Below are 26446 nucleotides of genomic sequence, written 5' to 3'. Positions count from 1 at the left end.
AGCCCGCATCACTCCACGCGTTCAACCACATGTCGCGGAACCCCGACCTGATTCCACCCCTCAAAACCGTTTGTCGAACCGCAAAAAATCCTCTTTAACTCAGGCGGCAACGGCCCCATAATAGCGTGCTGCATCACCTAGTTCCCTGACGCTTAGTCATGTGCAGAGTCAGGGCTCACATCAATTTGAAGGAGTAACACCATGGCATCAGTCAACAAGGTCATCATCGTCGGCAACCTGGGCCGCGATCCCGAAATCCGCTACATGCCGAGCGGCGATGCGATCGCGAACATCGCGGTTGCGACCTCGTTCAAGTCGAAAGACCGCAACACCGGCGAACAGAAAGAGCTGACCGAATGGCACCGCATCTCCTTCTTCGGCCGTCTCGCTGAAATCGTCGGCCAGTACCTGAAGAAAGGTTCCTCGGTCTACGTCGAAGGCCGCCTGCAGACCCGCAAGTACACGGACAAGGACGGCATCGAGCGCTACGCCACCGACATCATCGCCGAGAACATGCAAATGCTCGGCGGCCGCCAGGGCATGGGCGGCGGCAACGACATGGGCATGGACGACGGCGGCTACGACGCCCCACCGCAGCGCCAGGCACCGCGCCAGGCGCCACCGGCCCCGGCCGCCCGTCCGCAGCCGCAGCGTCCGGCGCCGAACTTCTCGGACATGGACGACGACATTCCGTTCTAGAACCTACTTCGTTGCGTTTTTGTTGAGAAGGCCCGCATCCCCCAAAGGATGCGGGCCTTTTTATTCACCCACACTTCGTTTTGTGATGTAGTAGGGCTGTCGTTCAGCTCCTACTTCACAAAAAAGGTGGGTAGATGACTACATTCATTGCAAAGCGCGTCAAGTTCCGGAACGGGGAGCGCTGCTCAGTTCTGAGCCGGCCAGGCGGCCTACCGGTCCACGAGGCTACCCTGTATTTGGCGAGGTACCGCAAGCGCGGCCGAGCCGCCAACACGATTCATGGCGTGTGCGGTGTGTTGGCGTTGCTGTACCGAGAGCTAGCCAAGGCCGGCATTGACTTGCTCGCCCGGTTACGGCAGGGCGCGTTCTTGACGGCACCCGAGCTCAACCGATTGGCCGATGCTGCTCAATATCGGCTTGATGACCTGTCCTGCGAAGACGTGGACGAACCACGTGGATCGAACGTCATTGATATCAAACGAATCCGGATGCGTCGCAAGGCGGCGGTCGGGGAGGACATCATGGCGGTCGATATGGCGACTCAGGCTTCCCGGCTTCGGTACATGGCGGACTATCTGGACTTTTTGGCGACGTATGTGAGCGCGACGCTATCGCCAGCCTTGGGAGCGGGGCTGGCGATAGAAACCGCCCGCGTACTGAAGGAATTTCGTGCCGAGGTGCCCCGAATTTCCAAGCGAGCCAAGTTAGGAGCCCGAGAGGGACTATCGAGGGAGGATCAGGAGCGGCTCCTGAAGGTAATTCACCCGGATTCGCCCGAAAATCCGTGGAAGCGGCGCTTCGTACGTCAGCGGAACTGGCTGATTGTCGTGCTCTTGCTCGCAACCGGCATGCGTCGCGGCGAGTTGCTCGGCCTGCAGATTCGAGACCTTGACCAACGGCTCCCGAAGCTGCGTATCCTCCGCCGGGCAGACGCAAGCGAGGATCCTCGTGATATTCAGCCAGGTACCAAGACCTACGACCGCGAGATCGAGTTGCGGCCCGCCATCATGCGGACCGTTTGGGACTACATCAATCAGCAGAGAAAGAAAATCAAGGCTGCCCGCAAGTATCCACAGCTCATCGTGGCGGATGACGGCCGGCCGTTGTCCTTGAAGAGTATCGACAAGATTTTCGTGCAGCTTCGCGATGCCTGCCCGGGCTTGCCCGATACCCTGACGAGCCATGTGTTGCGCCATACCTGGAACGACCGCTTCTCGGACCAAGCTGAAATGATGGGACTGACGGATGCCGTCGAAGAGAAGGCGCGGAACGAACAACAAGGGTGGACCGATAGCTCCAAGTCTGCAGCAACTTATACTCGTCGTTACGTTAGCCGCAAGGGGCGGGAACTCTCCCTGAAACTACAGGAGCAACTCGATGTCGCAGAGCACTGAACCTGGCTGGTCCACTGCTCTTGTCATCGCTTTGCCTGAGCGTGTGTTTACCCGCAGCGGGAGCAGCTTCGACCCAAGGGAAGACCTTTGGGAGTGGGCCGATGGCCCGTTCAATGCACGGATCGACTTTCGCCGGTACAACCGCGGGTTCGACGCATTCGTTCCCTCGCTCAAGCAGGCACTGCTCCACTTCGTCAAGGGGCACTCGTCTGCACATGTCTCGAATTTGCTGGGGGCCTTCTCCCATTTTGCAGACGTAACACAGACATGTCCGGAAGGGGCAATCAGTGCCCAGCATATCTCCAACTACGCAGCGAAGTTGGGCGCACATGAAGTCGGCCGACTTGGAACACTCAACGGCCTGCTGCAGAAGTGGGTTGCCCTCGGTCTGCCCGGTGTGGAGCCGGAGTGCGCGACATATTTGCTGGAGAGACGGAAACCCGGGCACAAGAAGGGCGAGGCAGTCAGGACGCGAGATCCGGTCGAAGGACCTCTGAGCGAAGAGGAGTACAGTTCGCTGTATTCGGCGGTCAATACTGCGTATGGCCGCGGCGAGCTTCCGTTATGGGTGCTTCTGCTCGCTCGGTTGCTCTTAGCTTGCGGCGGGCGCATCTCTCAATACGCCTCGCTCAAGCTTTGCGACTTCGATGGCGACAAGTTGGAGCTGAGTCTTCCGCAGGCCAAAACCGGGGAAGAACACACGCGAAGCCGCTTTCTTCTCTTCGACATTAGTCCTCAAACGGGTCGGCTCATCACGGACTATGTCGATGGTTTAAGGGCTGAGGGATACGACGGCAACTGCGCCTTTTTCCCCCAAGATTTGATCATGCCTCGAGGACCACGCAAGCAGCTGCGGGGCAGTGAGCACTTGTTTTACGGGCACTGCTCTCCAAGCACCTTGTCAAAGCGGTTTAGCATTCTTATGACCGAAATCGCCCCGCCGACATCCCGACTCGACTTCGCGCCGATGCCCCTCACATCCAGGAGGTTCAGGTACACCTTTGGCACGCGGCTAGCCGAGGAAGGCGCAAGCAAAGTGGTCATTGCGAATCGTCTGGGCCATGCGGACCTGCAGCATGTTGATGTGTATGTGGCGGCTTCGCCGAAGATTGTCGAGAACATCGACAAGGCCATGGGGGCACTACTCGCCCCGCTTGCGAGGGCCTTCACGGGCCAAGTCGTCGAGGACGAGGCGCACAGCACCCACAAAGGTGCTATTGGCAGCCGCATTATTGACTTCCGAGTCTCGAAAGATCCGGTAGGTAGCTGCGGGGGCCATGGACGCAATTGCGCATTCAACAAACCAGTGGCTTGCTACACGTGCTTCCGGTTCGAGCCATGGCTGGACGCTCCGCACGCGAAGGTTCTTACGCGGTTGCTGGCCGAGCGGGAGAAATGGTCTGCAGACGATCGGATGGCAGCCGTGAACGATGAGCCCATTCGGGCGGTCCAGGAGGTTATCGCGCTTTGTACTCAGGTTTGGCAGCAGCGGGTCGAACCGGCATCAGGAGCCGAGTCTTGAGCGCGCCAGTCCTCAACTTCATGTCCCGGGCCGAACTACAGCCCTCGGCTAATCTTGCTGCCTTCGTGGAACTCTGCAGGCACTCGGAGGTCCTCGGCGCCAAGAGGGAGTTCGATAAGAACATTTGGGATATCGGCTACTTGAAAGGACAGAACAAGGTCCACCGGGTGGTGTTCAGTACTTTGGAGGCGGCTGACAGCCACAAGCCCGAACCGAGCCTGCCGCATCCATTCTTGGACTTCGCGAAAGCGACCCTCGTCTATCTCCAGGACAAGCGACCTGTCACATCTCAAAGTGTGCGCGTCGCTGCACTTCGATGCATGGAAGCAGCCTTGCAGGCGTCTAGCAAAGGCTCGCGGCCGACGGCCGTCGATGAATCAGTGCTGGACAGCGCGGTCGAGCTTGCAAAGAGGCAGGTATCACCACAGGTTGCCCACCGAATTGCCGGGCAGCTTGAGTATATTGCCGATTTCATGCGCGTCAATGGATTCATCACCCTCCGCCAGCGCTGGACACACGGCATGAAAGGGCCTCAGGAGCTGGGATCCCGTATCTCGAAGGAGGCGCTGACCGCGCGCCAGGCAAAGCTGCCGTCTGCCGCCACACTTCGTGCGCTCGGGGCCATTTTCTATGAGGCTGCCGAGCCCGTTGACGTTCTGGTTTCGAGCAACGCCGCACTGATGCTGTGCGCTCCAGAGCGCATTAATGAACTGTTGCGGCTTCGGCGGAACTGCCTTGTCGAGGGGGACGGCGAATATCGCGGGAAGCTCGGACTACGGTGGTCCGGATCAAAGGGCTTCGAGAACAGCACGAAGTGGCTTCCCACGGAAATGGCACCCATTGCACGGCAGGCCGTCGCAAACATCATTCAGGTGACGGCCCCCGCCCAAAGGTTGGCATCGTGGTACACCGCGAATCCGACGAAGTTGTATCTGCATGAGGGGGCCCAGCATCTGGGAGACCGAGAGGTCTTAACGCCGGCTGAAATCGCACTGGTACTTTGGGGTGATGAGACGGCCATGATCCAGGCATGTAACTGGGCCCAGTGCACCAACAAGCTGACCAAAACCGACTTAGGTAGGCGCCGTATTGGATTTTTTTTCAAGGACGTAGAGCTCGCTGTCATTGCGATGTTGCCAGCGACGTTCCCGTTCGTGCCCGGTGCTCCCGAGCTTTTGTGCAAGGACTCGATGGCGGTCATGCGAACGAACGAACTGCATGCCGCGAAAGCGACATGTTTGTGCATGTTCACTTGCGCCGACTACACAGCTATCACTAGTCATTTAGGGAGGTGCAAGGACAGGAAGTCTATCTTCGAGCGTTTCGGCCACGTCGAAGACGATGGCTCACTAATCAAGCTCAAGAGCCATAGCCTGCGCCACTACCTGAATATGCTCGCGCAGACCGGCGGGTTGAGCAGTGCCGAGATCGCCATATTCTCCGGTCGGAAGGACGTGAAGCAGAACCGCGCCTACGACCACATGACCTCGGACGAAGTCCAGGCGCCTATCAGCCAAGCCTTGAAGAATGGGTTCACGTCCGAGCTGGAACCAGTTTCTGGCGCGCGGCGCAACCTGGTTACGCGTAGCGAGTTCAAAGGGTTGGGCCTGACGGCGGCACATACGACCGAGTACGGCTGGTGCACTCACGACTTCGCATGCGAGCCCTGTCAGATCTACCGCGACTGCATTAACTGCGAGGAGCAGGAATGCATCAAGGGTGAGGAGCAGAAGGAAGCGAATCTCCGGATGCTCAAGGGCGAGACCGAGTACCTGTTAAAGCAGGCGCGGGAAGCCCTGGGGGACGAAGAGTACAACGCCGACACCTGGGTCAAACACCAGAGCGACACACTGGAGCGGGTCAACGCCCTGCTGTCGATTTTGGACGATCCCGAAGTTCCAGATGGCGCGCGGATCAGGTTAGACGTAGCAAACGCTCCACTCATCAGCGTCGACGAGGTTCATCCTGTGAAGGTGGTCAAGAATATGCGAGGAAAGGCGGTGCCATGAAAAAGAACCGCGCGCCCGATTTGACCGATGAACGCATTACCAATGTCATCGAGATGTTGGATGAGTGGAAGGGTAAGCTCACCTGGGAGCTTTTGCTCGGCGTGGTCGAGAAAGCTACCGGCCACCGCTATTCGAGGTTCACGTTCGCCGAGTACCCCGAAATTGCCAATGCGTTCTCTCTAAGGAAGGACGCGTTGCGCGGCACGCTGCCGCGGGCTCGGGGCGAGCCTCGCGACGAACGACTTCGTGCCGCACTTGCCCAGGTAGAACGCTACCAAGCCAAAATCCACCGGCTGGAAGCAGAGAACCGGCTACTGACCGAGCAGTTCGTGACGTGGGCGATTAACGCCGAGCGCAAGGGCGTCACTTTGGACGTATTGAACGCTCCGCTGCCCAAGCCCCCACGCGACCGAAGCAAAGAGGTGAAGTAATGGCCAGTGGTCAGCAACTTGCGGAGCAAAATTTTCAAGCGTTCACCGTCTGGCTGTCCAGCCGTACGGACGGGGACTTCAGGCAGCTGGTGACCCGCGGCAGCTTGTCGAGGAAAGAAATCGCGGTGCAGTGTGGATTTGCGGTTAGCGCCTTGAATCAGAATCCCCGCATCAAGTCCGCGCTATTGGCAAAGGAAGCACTCTTGCGCGAAGCGGGCGTATTGCCTGCGATCGCCAGTACGACTGTCGACGCCAACGAGACCCCACCAGTGCTACCCGAACCCGGTTCCGCCCGTCGGTCGCGCGATGCCGAACGCCAGCGACGCCTCGAGCAAGAAAATGCGAGCCTGCGGGCCGAGAACAGCGAGCTAAAGCGGGAGCTGGAGCGCTACGCGGTAATCCGAGAAGTCCTTTCCACTACCGGGCGGCTACCACGATGAAACCCTCCGTCCTCGTTCGAGTCCAGTCTGTCCGCAGCCAGAATCCCTACGGTCGCGGCGGATGTATATTCGTGAGCACGGAAATCAATGATGCGGGCGATGTCGTCGATGCCAAAAGCTACCTCGTGATCATGGCTACGGGCTCCCAGCTCGGCGAACTTCGCGTGCAGCCTGGCCAGTGGTGGCGGGTGAGCGGCAAATCGGAGTCATATGAGCGCACGATAAACGGGTACCTCGTCCGCGAGCGGAAAATCAGGGCGGACGAGGTATCGCTCATGAGGCTGTCAGGCGAGCACATCATTACCTTCATCGCCGAATCCAACGATTTTCACGGCATAGGTATGGTGAAAGCACGCAAGCTTTGGGACACATTTGGCGAACGGCTGTACCAGATTCTGGACAATGCAGACGTAGAGGCGCTGACCAGTGTACTTACCGAAGATAGTGCGCGCCAAGTCATCTCGGCCTGGTCGCTCCAGGAGCATGCGTGCACCCTGCAGTGGCTCCACAGCAGCGGCATCGATGTGAAAACAGGTCGGAAGCTCCTGGCTTACTTCGGGAAAGAGGTCGGCGAGAAGCTGAGGGAGGATCCATACCGGCTTCTATCGTTCTCAGCCGGTTGGAAGCATGTCGATGCGTTCGCGCGCTCGCATTTCGGAGTCGCAGAGGACGATCCACGGCGGTTGCAAGCAGCCGTCGAAGAGGCGCTGTATCAGGTTTTTGACGGCGGAGACACTGTCACCCCTATCTCCGCCCTTCTAACGCGCGCACGGGCCGTTTTAGACGCTTCTGCACCCCGGGCCCTGACAATGGCAGCTCTAGAGAGCGGGCTAACTAATGGCAGCTATGTTATCGGGCAAAATGGAAACGTCCACCCGCTGGGTGCGCTGGTCATGGAGAGGACAGTGGCCAAGGCCATTGCCGCTCGACTCGTAACCGACGCTACTCTGAAAAGTGGGCGCATCGACGAACTTTTGAACAGCTACGAACAAGCTGAGGGGATCACGCTGAACGTCGAGCAACGCCAGGCAGTGCACTGCGCGATCGCCCATGGTTTCGCGCTTATCCTCGGCGGCGCCGGCGTCGGCAAGACGACCGTGTTGAAAGCCATTTATACGGCTTATGACGACGCCGGCGTTCGCATCTTCCAGGCAGCGCTGTCCGGCCGGGCTGCGAAACGCATGGCAGAAGCTACCGGCAAACCCGCGACTACCCTTGCTTCTTTCTTCGTCAATTTTCGTGATGAAGACCTGGCCGGGGCTTCAGTTGTCGTAGTCGACGAGGCATCAATGGTCGACATCATTGCAATGCACCGCTTGTGTGAACTGCTCCCGCCCCATACCCGGCTGCTTCTCGTCGGCGACACCAGCCAGCTGATGCCGGTCGGTCCGGGTCTGGTACTGCACGCGCTTGTTAGCCTGGAGTTCATGCCGAAGGTCGAGCTCACGCAAGTGAAACGTCATGGCGGGGCCATCGCCGCCGCGGCTCTGGACATCCGAAACGGGCGCTGGCCTGAGCTGCCGGCGGACGGGGAGACGCCGATATCGTTTGTACACTGCCCGGCCAGCTCCATCGCGGAAATCGTCGTCTCGTTATACGAGCAGGAAAGAGAAGGAACGCAAATCCTGAGTGCGCGGAAGGGTAACGCCGACGGCACCAAATACTTGAATTCGCTCTGCCAGCGTCGGTTCTCAATAAGCGCCGCGCCCCTGCTCGTGTACAGCGAGGAACTGCAATCCAATGCGAGCACCGGCTTTTATCTTGGGGATCCAATTCTTTGCACCAGGAACTTGTGGGACTGGGGCCTACAAAACGGCTCCCTTGGGACCCTGGAGGAGATTGAGCGTCAGCCCCGCCGTCTGACGAAGCCGGACGGCAGCGAAATGGGATACGCGTTGGCTTGGGTGCGGTGGGACGACGGTGAGCGCCGCCCGGTTCTAGAGTCGATGCTGGAGCACCTCGAGCTCGGCTACGCCATCACCATTCACAAAGCCCAAGGTTCGCAGTGGCCCAAGGTTATCGTCGCCCTTAGCGGTAGCCGCCTGCTCGACCGTACGTTGATTTACACCGCGATAACCCGGGCTCAGAGCCAAGTCATAATCATCGGCGATGTGGAGGCAGCTCGCGTAGCTGTGGTGTCACCGCCACGGGCAACCGCACGTCTGGTTGCGTTAGGAGACCTTCTGCGTGATGACCTCGCCAACTTGCATCAGGGTTGTCTTGCGACGGTAGCGCAGTCCACGTTTTGGGCACGGATAGGTTCAGTTTAGCGGGGTATGGGCCGCAGGGCCCATATAGACCAGCCCGCCCGCAGTGCGCTTGCCTCGTCTGCGGCTGAGGACTTTGAACATATGCGACAGTGCTCGCGCCATAAAGACGATTTTTGCTTAAAAAAGTAGTTACACTAACAATTCCTAATACTATTTTATGAAGAGGGCAGAAGTTATGGATGACGTGGTAAAAGGGTATCGATTTCACGCAACTCTGCAACTTCGGACGCCTCTACGGGTCTTGTCGCGACACGGACAAACACACTCTTTATATGGCGCACCGCCAAAAATCGCGCAAGAACAATGGGAAGGAGCATGGCTTCCGATTACTAAGAGTTTTGAAGAACTCGTCGGTGGCCACGGCCGGGCTGATGAAGATGCTCAGTTTTTTAGGCGGCTTGACTCCGCGATGGCCCGACCGTCGACGGTGGCTTCAGATGTTGGACCTGTGCTCGCGGACAGCTATCTACCGTTCCTTGTAGCTGTTCGGAAGATTGTCGAAGCTAACGACTCAATTGAGAACCGAATCGTAGCGTTACGTGATATGGAGGTGCCGCCTGAATGGAAAGGGTTCTTACGTAAGCATGGTGGGAAGACGGGACTTGTCGACAAATTTTTCCCATACTTTATGAAGCTCGGTCCCCGATTGAACACGCCAAACCGTATTGCTTCTGCTTCGGACGAGGTCCTCCTAGCCATTAAAGGGGTAGGGCCAGCAAAGTTGGCTGCAATCCGTGAGCGATGCGCAAGCGTAGTTATCGGCCGTGACTCAGAGCGTATAGATTGCGTGCGGCGATGAAGCAGGGAAAGCTATATTGGTCATCCCATCGGAACTCACTCAACAGTCGAATGCTGACTGAATTTCTGCTGAAGCTCATTCGCCCGTGGAAGTGCGAATCTGGCCCGTGTCAATTCGATACTTGGCGTGATTTAGTGCTTCACTGAGCAGCATTTCTTCCGAACCCAGAGGCCTATCCTCGCATCGACCAAGGTTTCCACCGTCAATAGTGTAGCTCCAAGTATATTGGCCACCGCGCGCATCACTCACGTTGACATTAATAGTGTGCCCTTTGTAGATTTCCGTCTGCCTCAGCATTTTCGCCTTCTATACTAAAAGATTTACTTTAACATGGATGAGCCATGATAGACACGAACGCCCAGGTTAGTCGTCCGAACCGCTAGTTTGGAACTGTGGCGACTCAAGATCAGCAAGAGGCTTCGATGTCTTCAAGGATGGGGATGTCTGCGGTAGGCGGGCCTTTGTACCTCCGCAATTGTCCCTAGCTGCAGAGCCAGGGACGCGGGAAATGTTGCGATATAAACTTATTTTTTGGTTCGGCGGCGAGTCGGTGCTTTGACGCTCTTTTCGTGAAGCTTAGCCTGCAGCAAACGAAGTTGCATCCGCATATACAGCGTCGCCCAATGTTTACGATTTTTACCGAGTTGGTCCGGGTTTCGGATACCGTCTTGCGTGAGTTGATAGGTTTCGGCGACCAAATCAGGTCCAGCCTCTTCCCAAGCCTTCATGACGGCTTCAAATCCGCCAAGCCATGCAGCTTCCCCTGTAGAAGTCTCGTAAACAAAATTACGAAACGCGGCAAGGATGGGGATGGCTGCACCCTTGGTAAGACGGTATTTGCTGTCGGGTAGCTGTGCAAATGGAAAATCAAAGGCGCCGCGTCGATCGGAAGCTTCCTCCAAAATTTTCATTAAACCGGCACGCCCGCCCGTCCGGTTGTGAAAGGCATGAAAATCGTGACGGATACGGTCATAAAGAGCTAGCCCGCCAATTAAAAGCGGTCGGAGACGATAATACTTACTATTCCGGATATCGTCTTCATGTTCTTTATAGTCATCAGCAAATTTCTTGAGGGGTGCGCTCCATTTTTCGTAGGCTGCAATGGGGTGCTTGCTTACGCTGACATCATTTGGAAAATCAAAGATGTTGAAAACCTCAAGAACACTTATCAGGTCGCGGACATCGTAATCGCGATCGTCACTTTCACTCCACGCGATCTCGTTGAAATACGGCTGGTCCTCAATTTCTTCTTTAAGCCAATCAAAGACGCCACCGATATTGTAAATTGATTGAGGCGCGACCTGGATTCCTGTATTTAGACCGCGTGCAATATCCGCAATTTGTTGTTGAGTGACACCGGTTCGGACATATACTTCGACATACTGTTCGTCAGGCGTCGTTTTGTCGCGGTTGGCTTCTTTGATGATCTCTGCCGTGTGTGCGCCATCGACAATGCCCCCATTTTCGTTATCAATGGTAATGTCAATGATTCCCTTGGCTTTATCAACCAACTTAACGTTGAGGGCAAGTATCGTTATGCCCTTGTTCATAAGGTCAAACGTGCCTAACTCAGATGTTCTGCCGTCCAGACTCGCGCGAACGTCTTTATACACTCTGCGATTCAGCCCGACTGGATCACGCGCGTTGGCCGAGGTGCTGATGCCAGCCGGAAACTCTTTTGCGGCAACAGTTAGCCAATATTTTTCGATATGAGGAAAAACAGGATGGGAAATTTTGCGCATCTCATGCGCACAGACGCGATAGACGGATTCGCCCACAGAAGTACTCCTTTTTCAATGCTGACGATGCAGCTTGGTTTGTAGATGCTGTGCGCTCGATGACGCCAGCCGGGGTAACGCTACATTAATTGTCCATTTCCCGCAAGGACTTTTTTACTTTAAGCATGATTGTCGTAATCCAATGCCGAGGATTGACGGTCGACAGGTTTCAACGCGCATGCAGCCGTTGCGCGGTTCGCTTCGCCTCGCATGCGCGCGGTCTACGTGCCAGGACGCCGCCGCACGTGGCTCAAGCTCAAGTGCGGGATCGTCGAGGACGTGATAAACGGCGGGTACACGAGCGCGAAGTCAGGCTTCGGGTCGTTGTTGCCGGTCCCACTTCAGCGGGAGGCCTACGTACGTGGCGCGACGGGGCAGAACTGATCGCCTGGCATAAAGTTGGGCCTAAAGTGCCACCCACAAAACGAGGTTCCGAGGTCTGTCTTGCAATGAAAAGCGTGTTTTCAGGCGGGCTACCAACATTCTGGTGCCTGCCTTGGGCTTGAATCCGGGCTCACTCACTCACACGGAGTTCGCTACCAACACTTTTTAGTGGGTATAACCGTTCTGATCCGCTACCCAGGCAGCCTGATTCATGAAAGCTCTGCAAGCACCGCTTGCGGGGCTTTTTGTTTTACAGCGTTTCGGACTCGATTCCTTGCTCGAATTGCTCGATCAAGGCCAAGGCTGTTTCCGAGTTGACCAATCGATCCGGAACCATCTGGATGATCAGTCTGTCGCGCTTTCTTGGCTCTTTCAACACGGCCAGGATGGCTTGGCGCGAGTGCTCTTCCAGTATCAGGCGCGCGTCCTGTCCGAGCAGCCTTGCTCCAGCCAGGCTGGGATCAAATCCGCATGCCTCAAGGATGGGAAAGGCTTCGTCATAAAGGCGGCCGGCATTTCCGGCATCGGCATAACGGCTGAGTAAGAAGAACAGGTCCCTTGCATCCTTGTTCTCGGCCAGCCCCCTGTCGCTCCACGCAAACAGTTTGAGCACAGCCAGTCCAGGTATCGAAATCACTGGCACGACAAGCCCATTGCCGACATCAACTTGCAGCGCCGACTTCAAGGCTTCTGAGTAGGCGGTCACGTTCATGACCACATCCATGTCGGGTGGCCAGGCAATCTCGTGAGGTTTTTGTTCAATGCCTCCAAAAGGAATCAGGTCCAATGGGTAAGCGTTATTGAATTCCTGGGGCTTGTATCGGAGCAGATGCATGCGGCCATCGGCAGGTTCGAAATCGCCAGTACCCAAGAGCTCGCCCTTCAGTGCATCGAAAGAACGCCAGTCTTCCAACGCGACCGCGAAATCCACATCGTGGGTTGCTCGTTGCACTTCGAGACCGAATACATGGGTCATCAGAACGTCACGGGCGGTAGCACCGGCCAGGAAATAACTGAAGCCGAGTTTTGCTGTGACAGCGTGCAAAGCGCTGACGATGGCCAGGATGTTGGGATTGAGCGGGCGATCCGTTCTAACTGCGTACATAGTTCAGAACCTCCGATGCGATATGTTTAGCGACGGCGAGATTCCTGGAGTCGTGCGTGCCCAGCAGGTCAGCATATATCAGGGGAAGTGGCACGGATGGGAAGGTATTCGTGAAGCAGTTCATGTTCCAGAAAGCTTCGACGACTTCGATGGGGCCGTTCGCATCTGCCTTCAGCCTGAACTCCCTGACCAGGTCGCGCAAGGCGTTCGGTTCATCCATGTCGATATACACAGTGCAGGTGCCAGGCGTCAGATGCCTGGTATGGATCGCTGCGCCGGTTTCGCCCCCCCAGGCAGAAATATGCAAACCCGGACTCCACCGTTCACTGAACTCTTTCGGGCTCACGCCGCTGAGCCGAAAGGTCTTGAGCTTCGGTTTCAGGCGGCTCAGGTAGCCCGTGGCCCACTCGCCCAGCAGCAGTTCTGGCGCTGCGATGACACGGTCGCCGTTGGACGCCCTTGCGATGAAGCCGCGTGCTTCCAGGACGTCGAATACCTTGCCGATAGCACCGGTGGAGACGCGGACCGCCGGCGCAATCTCACGATAGGGAGCATTCAACATGGATGGGGCAGCGAGGAATGCAAACATCATTCGCAGGGCGGCTGGGGTAATGCTTGCCCCTTCCATGTTGCCAAGGCCTGGGTCCTTGCCTCGGCGCCCGCTGATGTAGACATACAAGCCAGCGCCGTTTTCGAGGTACGCGTTGCCTGCGGTGTCGATAAATTGCAGCCCCAGCTCGCGGCATGCCGTTGCCAGCTCCTGGCTCAGGAGCGTCGTGACCAACAGGCCTTCCGATGTGGCCAGACCTCGTGCTTTCAGGTCCAGCAGAATCGCGCGCCGATCGATTCGTTGCTTTACTTCGCATTGGTACTGCAGCTGCTGTCCGCCTATTTCAAGGAGGACAACTGCGTCCCAGGGAGAGTTCTTCGCAGGCAGGACTTTGCCATGGACGTCGAGGGATTGGCGTAGCTCGGACAAGGCGCGATTGATGAGATCGAGTTCCATCCTGGCTGGCGAGATCGGAGCGGTGTTGTTCATGGTTTTCAGGTTTTCACGAAACGTGAACAGGCTTGAATTATGAACGAAATGTCCTGGGTGTTCAAATGAATCCATGTGTTCACGTATCGTGAACAGCGATTAAAACTGAACAACACGAGAATTCCTGCGCCCAGCGCCATTGGGTCACAGCCCTCCATGCCCTCGATCTGGCGAACTTTTTCTTTCTAAAAACAGCCATGCCTGTTCCGCCCCTGCGGGCAGCCATCCTCCGCGACGTCTGCTCAAGGTCAAAGTGACCGCGTGCGGCGCCGCCGTATCATCGTCAGGTCCCGATCGCGCACTGTGTGTGATGGATCAACAGGGAACGTGATGGCCGACAATCCTTCCGAGTTGTCCTCTTCCGTTCCGAGGGAAGGGCCGGCGAGCCTCGTTGCCGGGGTCAAGGGCTTCCTCGTGTGGCTGGGCGGTTCGCTGGCGAGTATCACGGCGATGTTCTTCGCCACCGGTTACCTGATCACGCGCGCCCACCTGAGCATGCTCGGCCTGCAAGGCGTGCTCGACTTCGATAACCACTATATCGTCCAGGAAGGCGGGAAATTTTTTCTCGTCGTCGGGTATTCGACGGTGAGCAACGTGGCCTTGCCCCTGCTTGCCGTGCTGGGGCCGGCGGTCATCGCGGCGATGGTGGTACGGCATCTGCTGGGCAGCCGCGCACAGCGCTGGCACGCGCTTCTGCGCAGCCGCCTGCCCGGTTTCGGAGCAGGGGGATGGATGCGCTTGCTGGCCTTCGTCTTCCTGTTCTTCGCGTTTCTCTGGCATGCCGAGACCTACCTCCTGAAGTTCCAGCATCCGCTCTGCATCGGCAACCTGTTGTATGCCGAATCCGGCAGCGCGCCCTGTCCCGCCGCGATGATGGAGCACGGTGCAGGTAAGCTGAAGCAGGCCCTGCTGGCACGCGACGAGCACCTGCTGAACAATGCCTTCGAGGAACTGGTGTTCGGCTTCGCGCTTGCTGTCGTACTCGCTTATCTCACCTGGCGCACCACGCTGCCCTGGCGAGGGCGCGCCTGGCTGGTCGCGCCTTCCTTCATCGCGGCGGTCCTCTACCTCGTCCTGCTGCCGATGGATTACGGCGTCCTGCAACGGTCCATCACCTATCCCCGCATCACGCTGACCCTGGACGAGAAGCTGGCGTTTCCCGGGGCCGGACCCTTGTTCCTGCTGAACCAGACGACGCGCGACTTCATCGTTTGGGATGCCGCCGTGCGCAAGGTGTTCTGGATCCCGGCTGGCGCCGTCAGGCGGGCGGAGCTGGATGGCACCTACGACCTGTTCGGCGCGCCACGCTATCCCGCTGAACAACATGGAGAGAGAAAATGAGATCCCTTCGTCTGCTGTTATCCGGGCTTGCATTCTGCACGCTCGCCCTGGGCGGTTGCGCCTCGACCAGTCCGCCCTCCGCCGAGGCCGAACTGCCGCCGATCCGTGCGGGGACGATTGCGCGGCTGAAGGTCGACGGTCCGAACGCCTATCTCAACGGCCAGCCGGCGCGCAGCGGCAGTTACGTGGCCGATGGCGACACCGTTTCCACCGGACCGCGCACCAGTGCGATGCTGGTGTTGAACGATGGCGGCACCATCCAGCTCGACGAGAACACCGATCCGCTGTTCAAGCAGGGCGCCTGCCTGCTGATGAAGATCTTCCGCGGCCGGGTGGTGTTCCACAACATCAGATGCCAGGAGTTCGAAGATGGGCTGAAAATGGCCGGTGTGGCGCGCAGTCTCGTCCACATCATGAGCGCGGAAGAGGAGTCTCGCGTGACCGTCATCGCGGGCGAGGTCGAGATGCGCAGTCCCAGCCCGGCGATCCTGGGTGCGGACATGGAGTATGCCGCCACGCGCGAGGGGGCGGTCCAGGTGTCGCAGTTGACGCCGGAAGAGACCATGGCCAGGATTGCGTGGACCCGGAATTACTTCCACCAACCCGCCGCGCAACCGTCCGGTGGCCTTTCTCCCATGGGCGCTGCCGCGGTTGGCGGCGCCATCGGGGGACTCCTGGAGATCCTGCGCCACGACAGGGACAGGCCTGAGCAGCAGGAACCGCCGCCGCGCCTGGAGACGCTGCCGCAAGCGCAGCCCGAGCCGCCTCCCATACCGCAGCCCGAGCCATTACCGCCGGCACCGCCCGGACGACCGCCGGAACCGCCGCCACCGCCACCGCCGGAATCACCGCCGGACCTGCCGCCACCGCCGGAATCACCACCGGACCTGCCGCCGCCCGTGCAGTCGACACCGCGGACGGCACCGCCGGCCAATACGGACACGACACCAACGCGCGAGCTTCCGCCTGTGCCCCCTCCAGTCGAGCAGCCCATCCCCGAGACGCAACCGGCGCCCCCGGCGAATACGGACGTGACGCCGCCTCCCGCGGTCCCGCCGCCGCCCCCGCCGACGGAGGAGAAACCGCCAGTCATCCACTAAGGCGGCAAGACCTTATTTCTCTTCCCTGATCGTGTAGACCCCGCCGGCGGTCGCGCCGCTTTCTCCCTTGCGCGCCCGCAGGTCGCGGTAGACGGCCGCGCGCATGATCAGCATCGACACCACCGGCGCCGTCATCAGGAGGAAGAGGGAAATGATCACCTCGTGGATCACGAGGCGTGCCTGGCCGACCGTGAAGAACACCATCGACGCGATCAGGAGGCAGCCGGCGCCCAGGGTGATCGTGATCGCCGGCCCGTGCATGCGCTGGTAGAAGGTCGGCAGGCGCGCCAGGCCCAGGGCGCCGATCAGGACGATGCTCGAACCGAGGATCAGGAGCAGCGCCACGACCAGCGCCGCCCAGCCGGGCAAGTCTTCGACGCCGCTCATTCGATGATCTCCCCGCGCATCAGGAACTTGGCCATGGCAATCGTCGACACGAAGCCGACCAGCGCGATCAGCACCGCGACCTCGAAATACACCTGCGTGCCGAAGCGGATGCCCAGCACCAGGGCCAGCAGCATGCCGGTCATCCACAGCGTGTCGAGCGCGAGCACGCGGTCGTGGGCCGAAGGGCCGCGCAGCAGGCGCAAGGCGCAAAACACCATCGCCACCAGCACGCACACCAGGGCATAGGCAACAGAGTACTCAAGCAGGGTCGCCACGGGCCGCCTCCGTTTCAAAAATCTCGATCAAGGGTTGTTCATAGCGCGTCTTGATGGTGTCGATCCACCATTGCTCGTCGTGCAGGTCGAACACGTGCAGCGACAGTTCGTAGCGCTCGGGCAGGATCTCGACCCAGACCGTGCCGGGGGTCATGTTGATCAGGCAGGACAGCATCGCCAGCCCGTAGGGATCGGTGATCGTCAGCGGGATGCGGATGAACTGCGCATTGACCTGTTTGTAGTCGGCGAACAGGATGATGCGCGACACGTTGAAGCAGGAGCGCACGATCTCGACGCCGGCCATGCCCATCAGGCGGATGAAGGTGAGCGGCGCGCGCAGGCGCGGATAGCCGAGCGGCTGCAGGTTGCGCACCAGCAGCGGCACCACGATCCCCAGCAGGGCGCCGAGCAGGATGTTGGCGGCGTCGGCGGTCTGGTTCAGCAGCAGCCACAGTACGCACAGGATCAGCGACACGAAGGGATAGGGAAGCCAGCGGGTCATGGCGCCTCCTTGCCCGCGCTTGCGCCTGAGCCTGTGACCGGACTGGTGCCGGGGCCGGGCACGGCCGGTTCGGTCAGCACCCGTTCGATGTAGTTGGCCGGGCGGTGGATGTCGGCGCTGGCGCGGCCCAGGAAGTCGAACAGCGGGCGCGCCTGCACCGTCATTGCCAGCGATAGCAGCAGCAGGGCCGTGACCGGCGCCACCTCAGAGAGGTGCAGGCGCGGCGGCGTCGCCACGGGCGTGGCCCAGAAGGTGCGCACGCCGAAGCGCAGCATCGAGATGGCCGCGATCAGGCCGGAGCCGATGATCAGGGCCATCAGGGTCCAGCCGGCGGTCCCGATGCTGCCGCTTTCCGGATTGAGCAGCGCGTGGAACATGCCGAACTTGGCGACAAAGCCCGACAGCGGCGGCAGGCCGGCGATCATCAGGGCGCAGGCGGCAAATCCGACCGACAGGAAAGCCATGGCTGCCGGCACGCCCTTGCCGCGCGGCTCGCCCGGCGTGTCGTCGGCCTCCGCTTCGTCCACGGCCCAGGCTTCCATCGTCAGCGCCAGTACCGCCGCAGCCGGGGTGCGGATGCGGTCGACCAGTTCGATCAGCAGCAGGAAGGCGGCCACGGCCAGGGTCGAGCCGACCAGGTAGTACAGGCCCGCCGTGACCAGCGAGGCCTGGCCATAGCCGATCACCGCCAGCAGGGTGCCCGAGGAGATGACGGCGCTGTAGCCGGCCATGCGCCCGGCGCTGTCGGTCGAGAGCATGCCGGCCGCGCCGAACACGATGGTGGCCATGCCGCCCCACATCAGGGCGTCGAAGCCGAAACCGGCATTGGACCCTTCGGAGAACAGCAGCAGCCACAGGCGCAGGATGACGTAGGCGCCGACCTTGGTCATCAGGACCAGCATCGCGGCCACCGGCGGGGAGGCGGCGGCATAGGTGGTGGGCAGCCAGAAGCCCAGCGGCCACATCGCGGCCTTGGCCAGGAAAGCCAGCACCAGCACCGTCACGCCCAGCTTCAGCAGGCCGCTGTGCTCCGCCGGCATGGCGCCGATGCGGGCGGCGAGATCGGCCATGTTCAGGGTGCCGGTGGTGGCGTAGATCAGGGCGGTGCCGAGCAGGAACAGCAGGGCGGCGGCCAGGTTCACGGCGATGTACTGCATGCTTGCGCGCAGGCGCTCGGCGTTGTAGCCGTGCAGGACCAGGCCATAGGAGGCGGCCAGCATGACTTCGAAGAACACGAACAGGTTGAACAGGTCGTGCGTCAGGAAGGCGCCGTTGATGCCCATCAGCAGGAACTGGAACAGCGGGTGGAAGTGCACGCCGATGCGGCTCCAGCGCTGCATCGCGTAGTGCAGGGCGGCCAGGGCCAGCACGGAACACAGCAATAACATCAGCGCCGACAGGCGGTCGGCCATCAGGGCGATGCCGAAAGGCGCGGCCCAGTTGGCGGCAAGGTAGACGCCGATGCCGCCCGACCAGGCCTGGCTGTCGGTCTGCTGCATCAGGAGCAGGGCGCAAACGAGCTGGCCCAGCACCGAGGCATAGCCGAGCGCGAACTTGAAGCGGTGCGCACCCTGGGTGAAGGGCGCCAGCACCGCGCCGCAGATCAGCGGCAGCAGGATGGGGACGATGACGAGGTGCTGCGGCAAACTCATACTTCCGGCTCCTCGCCGTCGACGTGGTCGGTGCCGGTCAGGCCGCGCGCGCCGATCATCACCACCAGGTACAGGGCCGTGGTGGCGAAGCCGATCACGATGGCGGTCAGTACCAGCGCCTGCGGCAGCGGATCGGCCAGGGTGGACGGGTCCGTCCTGGTGCCGGCCGGGGTGAAGGGCGGCTGGTCGAGCCAGACGCGGCCCATGATGAAGATGAACAGGTTGACGGCATAGGACATCAGCATCAGGCCGGTGAGCACCTGGAAGCTGCGCGGACGCAGCAGCAGCCAGATGCCGGAGCCGAAGACGATGCCGATGGCCAGGGCGATGACGAGTTCCATCAGGCAATCTCCTTGGTCGGTGGCATGGCGTGGCGGGTCGCGCCCGGTGGCATGCGGTGGCTGCGCAGCGACTGGTGGGCCAGCGCCACCAGGATCAGCATGGTGGTGCCGACCACGACCAGGAACACGCCCAGGTCGAACACGAAGGCGCTCGGCACGTGGATTTCTCCCACCAGCGGCAGGTCGAGGTGGGCGGTATGGCTGGTCAGGAAGGGGTAGCCGAACAGCCAGGCGCCAAGGCCCGTGAGGCAGGCGGTGAGCAGCCCGAAGCCGATCCAGCGGTGCGGACGCAGGCGCAGGTGCGATTCGACCCAGTCGGTGCCGGCCACCATGTACTGCACGATCAGGGCGGTGGCGAAGATCAGGCCGGCGACGAAACCGCCGCCGGGCAGGTTGTGGCCGCGCATGAAGAAGTAGACCGCGATCATGCCCATGAAGGGCAGCAGGAAGCGCAGGTACACCGCCGGCACCATCAGGTAGCCGCTGCGCGCCTGCACCGCCGGCGCCTGGGTGACGGCCGGGTCGACGTCGCTGGCCTGCTGCACGGGAATGGCCACGCTCTCGGGCGCCGGGCGGAAGCGCCGCAGCAGCGCATACACCGTCAAGGCCACCGCCGACAGCACGGTGATCTCGCCCAGGGTGTCGAAGCCGCGGAAGTCGACCAGCAGCACGTTCACGACGTTGGCGCCGCCGCCTTCTGGCAGGGCGCGCAGCAGATAAAAATCGCTGATGGTCTTGGGTGGGGCGCTCGACAGCAGCGCATAGGTGGCCGCGGCCAGCCCCAGGCCGCCGGCGGCCGCGATGAAGCCGTCGCGTGCGCGGCGGAACCAGGCGCTGCGCGGAATGCGCGGCGCCAGGCCCGGCGGCGGCAGGCGCGGCGGCAGCCAGCGCAGGCCGAGCAGGATCAGCACGGTCGTCACCGTCTCGACCATCAATTGCGTGAGCGCCAAATCCGGCGCGGACAGCCACAGGAAAGTCAGGCTGACCACGACGCCGACGCCGCCGGCCAGGATCAGCGCCACCAGCCGGTGGTACTTGGCTTGCCAGGCCGCACCCAGCGCACAGGCTGCGCCGATCAGCCACAGCAGGGCGAACAGGATGTCGATGTCCTCCACGCCCGGCATCGGCAGGCCTGGCAGCGGACGCACCAGCAGCAGGGGCACGGCCACCATCGCCGCCATCAGGACCAGCAGTTGCGGCTGCAGGCGCCGGGTGCCGGTGCGGCGCAGCAGCCAGGCCGAGGCGCCGTAGACCGCCAGCAGGGTGTTTTCGTAGGCCTGGGCGCCCTTGAAGCGGTGCAGCACCGGCACCTTGTCGCGTTCGGCCAGGGCGAAGCGGCGCCGCAATACGACGTAGAAGACGAGGCCGCCAAGCAGGGCAACGATGCTCATCACCAGCGGCAAATTGAAACCGTGCCAGATGCCGAGGTCATACTCCGGCATGTTCGGCCCCAGCACCGAGTGCGCGGCAACGGCCAGCACGTCGCCGACCACGCGCTCGGGCATGACGCCGACCGCGATGCACAGCACCACCAGGCATTCGACCGGGAAGCGCATCCAGCGCGGCGGTTCGTGCGGACGGTGCGGCAGGTCCTCGGCCAAGCGCCCGAAGAAGACGCTGATGAAGCGCAGCGAATAGGCCACGCTGAAGATGCCCATCGCCACCGCGGCATACGACATCGACCAGTCCTCGGTGCCGCCTACGTGGGTGGTTTCGGCGAAGAACATCTCCTTGGACAGGAAGCCGTTCAGCAGCGGCACGCCGGCCATCGCGGCGCTGGCGACGATCGCCAGCGCGGCGGTAAACGGCATGGCCCGGCGCAGCCCGCGCAAGAGGCGCATGTCGCGCGTGCCGGTCTCGTGGTCGACGATGCCGACCGCCATGAACAGCGAGGCCTTGAAGATCGCGTGGTTCATGGTGTGGAACACCGCAGCCACCACCGACAAGGGCGTGCCAATGCTCATCAATACCGTGATCAGGCCGAGGTGGCTGATGGTCGAGTAGGCCAGCAGGCCCTTCATGTCGTGCTGGAAGATGGCGAAGAAGGAGCCGATCAGCAGGGTGCACACGCCGGCGCCGCCGACCAGCCAGGTCCAGGCCTCGGTGCCGGACAGGGCCGGCCACAGGCGGATCAGCAGGAACACGCCGGCTTTCACCATGGTGGCCGAGTGCAGGTAGGCGGAGACCGGGGTCGGTGCGGCCATCGCGTGCGGCAGCCAGAAGTGGAAGGGGAATTGCGCGCTCTTGGTCAGGGCGCCGAGCACCACCAGCACCAGTGCCGTCAGGTAGAGGTCGTGGGCGCGGATGCGCTCGCCCGCGGACAGCACCGCGTCGAGGTCGTAGCTGCCGACGATGTGGCCGAGCACCAGGGCGCCGGCCAGCAGGCACAGGCCGCCGGTGGTGGTGACGGTGAAGGCCATGCGCGCGCCGCGCCGGGCGTCGTTGCGGCTTTGCCAGTAGCCGATCAGGAGGAAGGACGTGAGGCTGGTCAGTTCCCAGAACACCACCAGCTGGATCAGGTTGCCCGACAGGACCACGCCCAGCATCGAGCCCATGAAGGCGAGCATGTAGGCGACGAAGCGCGCCACCGGGTCGCGCGGCGACATGTAGTAGCGCGCGTAGAGCAGCACCAGCAGGCCGATCCCGAGCACCATGACGGTGAACAGCCAGGCCAGCCCGTCCATGCGCAGCACCAGGTCCAGGCCGAAGGCGGGCAGCCATTCGTAGTGTGCCCGCAGCACCTCGCCGGCGGCGATGTTGTCGAAGCGGGAGACGGCCAGGGCCAGCGCCAGCGCGGTTGCCACGCCGGCGGCGCCGAACGGACGGTTGCGCGATCCGTCCGGCATGCAGCCGGCGACGAAGGCGCCAATGAAGGGGAGGAGGACGAGAAGTTCGAGCATCGGCGTCACCCGGCCTGGCGCGGCGGGCGCATGCTGCTGAAGGTGGTGGCGTTAAGTGTTCTCATCGGAAGCTCCTGTGCAGACCAGTAGGGTGTCGCAGTCCAGGCTACGCAACAGTTGCTCGCCCTTGCTACCAATGAACAATCGTAACATGCCGGCCTGGCTGTGCAGTCCCAGCACGGCCAGGTCGACCGCGTGTTCTCGCACGTAGCGGCCGATCACGGTCTCCGGCGCGCCCGGTGCGCTGTCGGCCACGATGCGCGCGCGTACCGGCGGCGCCAGCGCGCAGCTGTCGAGGAAGCGCTCGCAGCGCAGGCGCAGGCCGCCACCGCCGCCGCCTGCCGCGGACGTGGCGTCGGCCAGGGCTTCCAGTCCGGGCTCGTGGGCATGGAAGACGATCAGTTGCGCGTCGGGGAAGAGGCGGGCTGCGGTCTCGAGCGCGAGGCGCGCGGCGGCGGAGAAATCGAGGGGCACCAGGATACGCCGGTAGGGCATGCGGGCGCGTTGACGCACCACCAGCAGCGGACGGCCGAGGTTGCGCGCGAGCCGTTCCACGGTCGAGCCGAGGAACATTTCTCCGAGAGTGTTGATGCGGGCCGCGCCGGCGATGACCAGGGCGCTGTCCAGGCGCGCGGCTGCCTGCCCAATCGCGTCGGCGACGTCGCCGTCGGCGAAATGCAGGCTGACGGGAAAGCCGCAGCCTTCGAATTCGCGGGCGATGTCGCGCCGCGCATCGAACTCGGCTTCGGTGCTGGCGTCCGGCCCGGCCAGCCAGTTCACTACCTCGGCCGGTACCTGCGGGCCTTCGCGCACGGTCAGCAGGTCGAGCGACGCCTGCCACTGCGCCGCGAGCTGCCTGGCGCGCTCGAGCGGACGGTCGCAACGCGCACTCAAATCGGTGGCAAGCAGCAACTTTCGTGGCAGGGACGCATCGATACTGTCGTTCACGCAAACCTCCGGACAGGACTGGACGAAAACCAGCGCCACTGTACTGTTTTTGCATGGATTGCAGCAACGCGTTAGGGCTGTGAAACGCTTGCCAGGGTGGGGGCCGGAAGTGTCGGACGACAGGGGGTATCCGTAATAACAATTGTTAATAGAATAAAACAATTGTTGGGATGCGCGGCGCGAACGGAGGCCGCCGGCATGCCGGCGGCCTTGCGTCATCAGGGGAGACGGACGGGGGAAGCCCGCCGCCTTACATGTCGACGAGCATCTCGAAGCCGCCAAAGATCATGCGCTTACCGTCGAACGGCATGTTTTCCGGCTTCATGAATTCGGCCAGGCGCGGGTCTTTCATGACCTTGTCGTTGGCCGCATCGCGCACCTCTTTCGAGGGGTAGACGATCCACGAGAAGACGACGACTTCGCCATCCTCCAGGTTCACGCTCTGCGGGAAGGAAGTGAGCTTGCCCGGCTTGACGTCGTCCGCCACACATTCGCGGAACTCGGTCGCGCCATGCTCGCGCCAGACGGCGGCGGCAGTCCGCGCCATGTCCAGGTAGGCATCGAGCTTGTTTTTTGGAACTGGAATCACGAAACCATCCACATACGCCATGACGTTCTCCTCGTTGTTGGGGAAGATTGCTGAGACCTCGTCAGCAATAAAAAAATCCGCGGAGGCGATGAATAGTGTGTGACAAAGCACGCCTTTTTGCCAAAAAACAATTGATATACTTGAAGTCTTTGCTCTTTTCGGAAACTTCAGATGCTTCCGCACCGCTTTGCTGCAACGCTTTCCTGTGTCGCCGTATCGATGCTCATGGCCTGTGGAGGAGGCGGCCATTCTGCGACACCGACGGTCCCTCCAGCGCCACCCCCGCCGCCGCCATTTGCGCTCCTGTCGAGCAGCCCTGCCGATGGCGCCCGCGACGTCGCCCGCGATACCGGCTTCCTGGCCACGTTCAGCGTTGCACCGGACGCGTCCTCGATCGGCGCCGACATGGTCCAGCTGCTCGGCCCCCTGGGCAATCCGGTGCCGGCTGCGCTGACGGTCAATGGACAGGAACTCAGGCTTGCGCCCCAGGTGCCCGCACTGCCCGGCGGGACCAGGTTCACGGTCAATCTTGCTTCCACGATCAAGGATGGGCAAGCACGCCTGCTCAATACGTCTTATTCCCGCAGCTTCGTGACGGCTGCCCAAAGCTGGGCTCCCGTGAACAGGCAGGTCGCGGAACTGAACTATCTCACGGGCGGCAGCGGGGCCCGGCTTGCGGTGGACGCTTCGGGTAACGTGATGGCGGCCTGGTTCGAGGAGATCAAGTTCATCCCTGTCCTGTTTGCCGCTCGCATGGACGGCGCCAGCGGTAACTGGAGCACGCCTATCGAGGTGTACGACGTAAAATCGGCTGGCGGCGCCGGCGGCTTGGGTCTCGTGTCCGATGCGAAAGGCAACGCCTACGCATTCTGGACCGACTACGCCAGCTCGACGCGCAGCATCCTGATGGCGCGCTACGTTGCCGCGACGGCAAGCTGGGCGTCTCCGGTGCCCGTACCCGGCCTGCCCGCCGGCATGAACCCGCAAGCGGCCACGATCGCCGTCGACGGCAAGGGCATCCTGACCGTGGTGACGCGTTCGGACTGGAATCCTGGGCTCTACAGTACGCGTTTCGATCCTGCCGGTGGCGGCTGGAGCGCGCCGGTCGAGATCCAGCCTTCCTATAGCGGCAGCTATATCTTCAACGAAGGGCTGGTGGCCGACGCTGCCGGTAACCTGACCTTGGGATGGGTGCAGCGCGGCGACATCAACAACGGTGTCAATGTTGCGCGCTACGACGCGAAGACTGGTCGATGGAGCGCGCCGCGTGCACTCGACAAGAACGTCGTCGCCCAGCCGCTGGCGCTGGCCGCGACTCCGGACGGCGGTGCCACGCTGGCCTGGACGCACGGCATGATGATCATGGATACCCCATCCATTTCGGCCACGCGCTTCGACCCCGCGGCGGGAACCTGGAGCGAGCCGGGACAGGTGAGTGGCGATGGCGATGCGATTGGCGCCCGCCACCCGGCGCTGGTGGTCGATGCCGCCGGCGTGACGACGCTGGTGTGGGAACAATCGAACGCCATCCACGCCGCGCGCGCAGGCCGGGCGGCACCGGCATGGTCCGGCGCCGAGCGGATAGGCACGGCCAATCCGGGCACGGACGCGTTCGTCCTGACCGCTGACCTTGCCGGCAACCTCACGCTGCTGTATTCGGAATCGGGGAAAGCCCTGGCGTTGCGCTATTCGGCAACGGAGGGCAAATGGGAAACGCCTGTCGCCCTCGGCCAGCCGGAAAACGGGACCGCCATGAGTGCGAACACGCCGGCCGGCGTCATCGATGCGGCCGGCAATGTCACCGCCGTCTGGTTCGCACGCGTCGACACGGCCACGACGACGCGTTATCCGGTCCTGAGCAACCGGTTCCGTTAGCGCACTGCCTCGGGGCGTCGCCCGGCGTGGGGCTCAGCCCAGCGCCGCCTCGATCGCCTGGACCAGCGCCGGGTCGTCCGGCTTCACGTCGGGCGCAAAGCGGGCGATGACCTTGCCTGCGCGGTCGACCAGGAACTTCTCGAAGTTCCACATCACGTCGGACGGGTTTTTCGGCGTCAAGCCGTGCTGGGCCAGCTTGTCGGCGAACTGGCTGCCATCAAGCTGGCGCGCCTGCGGCTGTTCAGCGATCAGCGCGCGATAGAGTGGATGGCGGTCCTCGCGGTTGACCTCGACCTTCTCGAACATCGGGAAGCGCACGCCGTAGTTGCGCTGGCAGAAATCCGCAATCTCGGCCTCGCTGCCCGGCTCCTGGGCGCCAAAGTCGTTGCAGGGGAAGCCCAGCACGACCAGGCCGCGCTCCTCGTATTGCTCGAACAGCTTTTCCAGGCCGGCGTATTGCGGCGTCAGCCCGCACTGCGAGGCAACGTTGACGATCAGCATGACCTTGCCGCGGTAGTCGTTCAGCGAGGCCTGTTCGCCTTCGAGGCGGCGCAGGGGAATGTCGTACAGGTTGGCGCTCATGTCTCTGGATCCCGAAGTGGCAAAACGACATCCTACATCGTGCCGAAAAACCACGCTGGCGTTGCCGTTTCGTGCGTGCCGCGC

22 protein-coding genes are annotated in these 26446 nt (G+C 61.6%); 10 read left to right on the top strand and 12 right to left on the bottom strand.

The genetic code is table 11. The features are described from left to right. Positions 1-201: 201 nt before the first annotated feature. The 7 genes from ssb (at position 202) to ACSUZJ_RS00295 (ending at position 8765) form a co-directional block, all read left to right on the top strand. Positions 202-699: a single-stranded DNA-binding protein gene (gene ssb / locus ACSUZJ_RS00325; RefSeq protein WP_499412290.1), complete on the top strand. Its 498-nt coding sequence runs from the start codon at positions 202-204 to the stop codon at positions 697-699. 134 nt (positions 700-833) lie between these two features. Then, complete coding sequence (locus ACSUZJ_RS00320) at positions 834-2093, top strand: tyrosine-type recombinase/integrase (RefSeq protein ID WP_499412289.1); 1260 nt, start codon at positions 834-836, stop codon at positions 2091-2093. Continuing rightward, positions 2077-3615: a site-specific integrase gene (locus tag ACSUZJ_RS00315; RefSeq protein WP_499412288.1), complete on the top strand. Its 1539-nt coding sequence runs from the start codon at positions 2077-2079 to the stop codon at positions 3613-3615. The genes ACSUZJ_RS00320 and ACSUZJ_RS00315 overlap by 17 nt, the downstream gene beginning before the upstream one ends. Beyond that, positions 3612-5624, top strand: coding sequence for an integrase (locus ACSUZJ_RS00310; protein ID WP_499412287.1), 2013 nt, complete (start codon positions 3612-3614; stop codon positions 5622-5624). The genes ACSUZJ_RS00315 and ACSUZJ_RS00310 overlap by 4 nt, the downstream gene beginning before the upstream one ends. After that, positions 5621-6055, top strand: coding sequence for a hypothetical protein (locus ACSUZJ_RS00305; RefSeq protein WP_499412286.1), 435 nt, complete (start codon positions 5621-5623; stop codon positions 6053-6055). The genes ACSUZJ_RS00310 and ACSUZJ_RS00305 overlap by 4 nt, the downstream gene beginning before the upstream one ends. Continuing rightward, positions 6055-6495 (top strand): VPA1267 family protein, encoded by a 441-nt coding sequence (locus ACSUZJ_RS00300; RefSeq protein WP_499412284.1) that lies wholly within the window; start codon positions 6055-6057, stop codon positions 6493-6495. Before ACSUZJ_RS00305 ends, ACSUZJ_RS00300 begins: the two co-directional genes overlap by 1 nt. Positions 6496-6566: 71 nt before the next feature. Continuing rightward, a complete protein-coding gene (locus ACSUZJ_RS00295) occupies positions 6567-8765 on the top strand; it encodes an AAA family ATPase (protein ID WP_499412283.1) in 2199 nt (732 codons plus the stop codon). 1323 nt (positions 8766-10088) lie between these two features. Here ACSUZJ_RS00295 and ACSUZJ_RS00290 read toward each other — a convergent pair. The 3 genes from ACSUZJ_RS00290 to ACSUZJ_RS00280 form a co-directional block, all read right to left on the bottom strand. Beyond that, entirely contained in the window at positions 10089-11342 is a 1254-nt protein-coding gene (locus ACSUZJ_RS00290) for an AIPR family protein (protein WP_499412282.1), read from the bottom strand. A gap of 634 nt (positions 11343-11976) precedes the next feature. Next, positions 11977-12831, bottom strand: coding sequence for a nucleotidyl transferase AbiEii/AbiGii toxin family protein (locus tag ACSUZJ_RS00285; RefSeq protein WP_499412281.1), 855 nt, complete (start codon positions 12829-12831; stop codon positions 11977-11979). Next, a complete protein-coding gene (locus ACSUZJ_RS00280; protein ID WP_499412279.1) occupies positions 12818-13945 on the bottom strand; it encodes a type IV toxin-antitoxin system AbiEi family antitoxin in 1128 nt (375 codons plus the stop codon). The genes ACSUZJ_RS00285 and ACSUZJ_RS00280 overlap by 14 nt, the downstream gene beginning before the upstream one ends. A 255-nt stretch (positions 13946-14200) precedes the next feature. On the opposite strand from ACSUZJ_RS00280, the gene ACSUZJ_RS00275 reads away from it, so the two are divergent. Beyond that, positions 14201-15211 (top strand): hypothetical protein, encoded by a 1011-nt coding sequence (locus ACSUZJ_RS00275; protein WP_499412278.1) that lies wholly within the window; start codon positions 14201-14203, stop codon positions 15209-15211. Next, on the top strand, positions 15208-16311 hold the full coding sequence (locus tag ACSUZJ_RS00270) for a FecR family protein (protein WP_499412277.1): 1104 nt from the start codon (positions 15208-15210) through the stop codon (positions 16309-16311). The genes ACSUZJ_RS00275 and ACSUZJ_RS00270 overlap by 4 nt, the downstream gene beginning before the upstream one ends. Before the next feature lie 12 nt (positions 16312-16323). Here the strand turns inward: ACSUZJ_RS00270 and mnhG are convergent, their stop codons facing one another. From mnhG to ACSUZJ_RS00230, 8 genes are all read right to left on the bottom strand, one after another. Continuing rightward, the gene (mnhG, locus tag ACSUZJ_RS00265; RefSeq protein WP_499412276.1) at positions 16324-16698 is read right to left on the bottom strand and encodes a monovalent cation/H(+) antiporter subunit G; all 375 of its coding nucleotides are present in this window, start codon (positions 16696-16698) and stop codon (positions 16324-16326) included. Further along, entirely contained in the window at positions 16695-16916 is a 222-nt protein-coding gene (locus ACSUZJ_RS00260; RefSeq protein WP_499416657.1) for a K+/H+ antiporter subunit F, read from the bottom strand. Before ACSUZJ_RS00260 ends, mnhG begins: the two co-directional genes overlap by 4 nt. A 40-nt stretch (positions 16917-16956) precedes the next feature. After that, a complete protein-coding gene (locus ACSUZJ_RS00255) occupies positions 16957-17475 on the bottom strand; it encodes a Na+/H+ antiporter subunit E (protein WP_499412274.1) in 519 nt (172 codons plus the stop codon). After that, positions 17472-19127, bottom strand: a complete 1656-nt coding sequence (locus tag ACSUZJ_RS00250) for a monovalent cation/H+ antiporter subunit D (protein WP_499412273.1) — start codon at positions 19125-19127, stop codon at positions 17472-17474. Before ACSUZJ_RS00250 ends, ACSUZJ_RS00255 begins: the two co-directional genes overlap by 4 nt. Further along, positions 19124-19468, bottom strand: a complete 345-nt coding sequence (locus ACSUZJ_RS00245; RefSeq protein WP_499412271.1) for a Na+/H+ antiporter subunit C — start codon at positions 19466-19468, stop codon at positions 19124-19126. Before ACSUZJ_RS00245 ends, ACSUZJ_RS00250 begins: the two co-directional genes overlap by 4 nt. Then, on the bottom strand, positions 19468-22368 hold the full coding sequence (locus ACSUZJ_RS00240; RefSeq protein ID WP_499412270.1) for a monovalent cation/H+ antiporter subunit A: 2901 nt from the start codon (positions 22366-22368) through the stop codon (positions 19468-19470). The genes ACSUZJ_RS00245 and ACSUZJ_RS00240 overlap by 1 nt, the downstream gene beginning before the upstream one ends. A gap of 51 nt (positions 22369-22419) precedes the next feature. Next, a complete protein-coding gene (locus ACSUZJ_RS00235) occupies positions 22420-23316 on the bottom strand; it encodes a universal stress protein (RefSeq protein WP_499412268.1) in 897 nt (298 codons plus the stop codon). A 250-nt stretch (positions 23317-23566) separates the two neighbouring features. Continuing rightward, positions 23567-23926 (bottom strand): DUF1428 domain-containing protein, encoded by a 360-nt coding sequence (locus ACSUZJ_RS00230; RefSeq protein ID WP_499412267.1) that lies wholly within the window; start codon positions 23924-23926, stop codon positions 23567-23569. A 150-nt stretch (positions 23927-24076) separates the two neighbouring features. Between ACSUZJ_RS00230 and ACSUZJ_RS00225 the strand changes: the two genes are divergently transcribed. After that, complete coding sequence (locus ACSUZJ_RS00225) at positions 24077-25780, top strand: Ig-like domain-containing protein (RefSeq protein WP_499412265.1); 1704 nt, start codon at positions 24077-24079, stop codon at positions 25778-25780. 33 nt (positions 25781-25813) lie between these two features. Here the strand turns inward: ACSUZJ_RS00225 and ACSUZJ_RS00220 are convergent, their stop codons facing one another. Then, positions 25814-26362, bottom strand: coding sequence for a glutathione peroxidase (locus ACSUZJ_RS00220; protein WP_499412264.1), 549 nt, complete (start codon positions 26360-26362; stop codon positions 25814-25816). Positions 26363-26446 lie beyond the last annotated feature (84 nt).

Source organism: Telluria sp. B2, from assembly GCF_051789535.1.
Lineage (GTDB): Bacteria > Pseudomonadota > Gammaproteobacteria > Burkholderiales > Burkholderiaceae_D > Telluria.
This window is presented reverse-complemented; position numbering and strand designations above follow the sequence as displayed.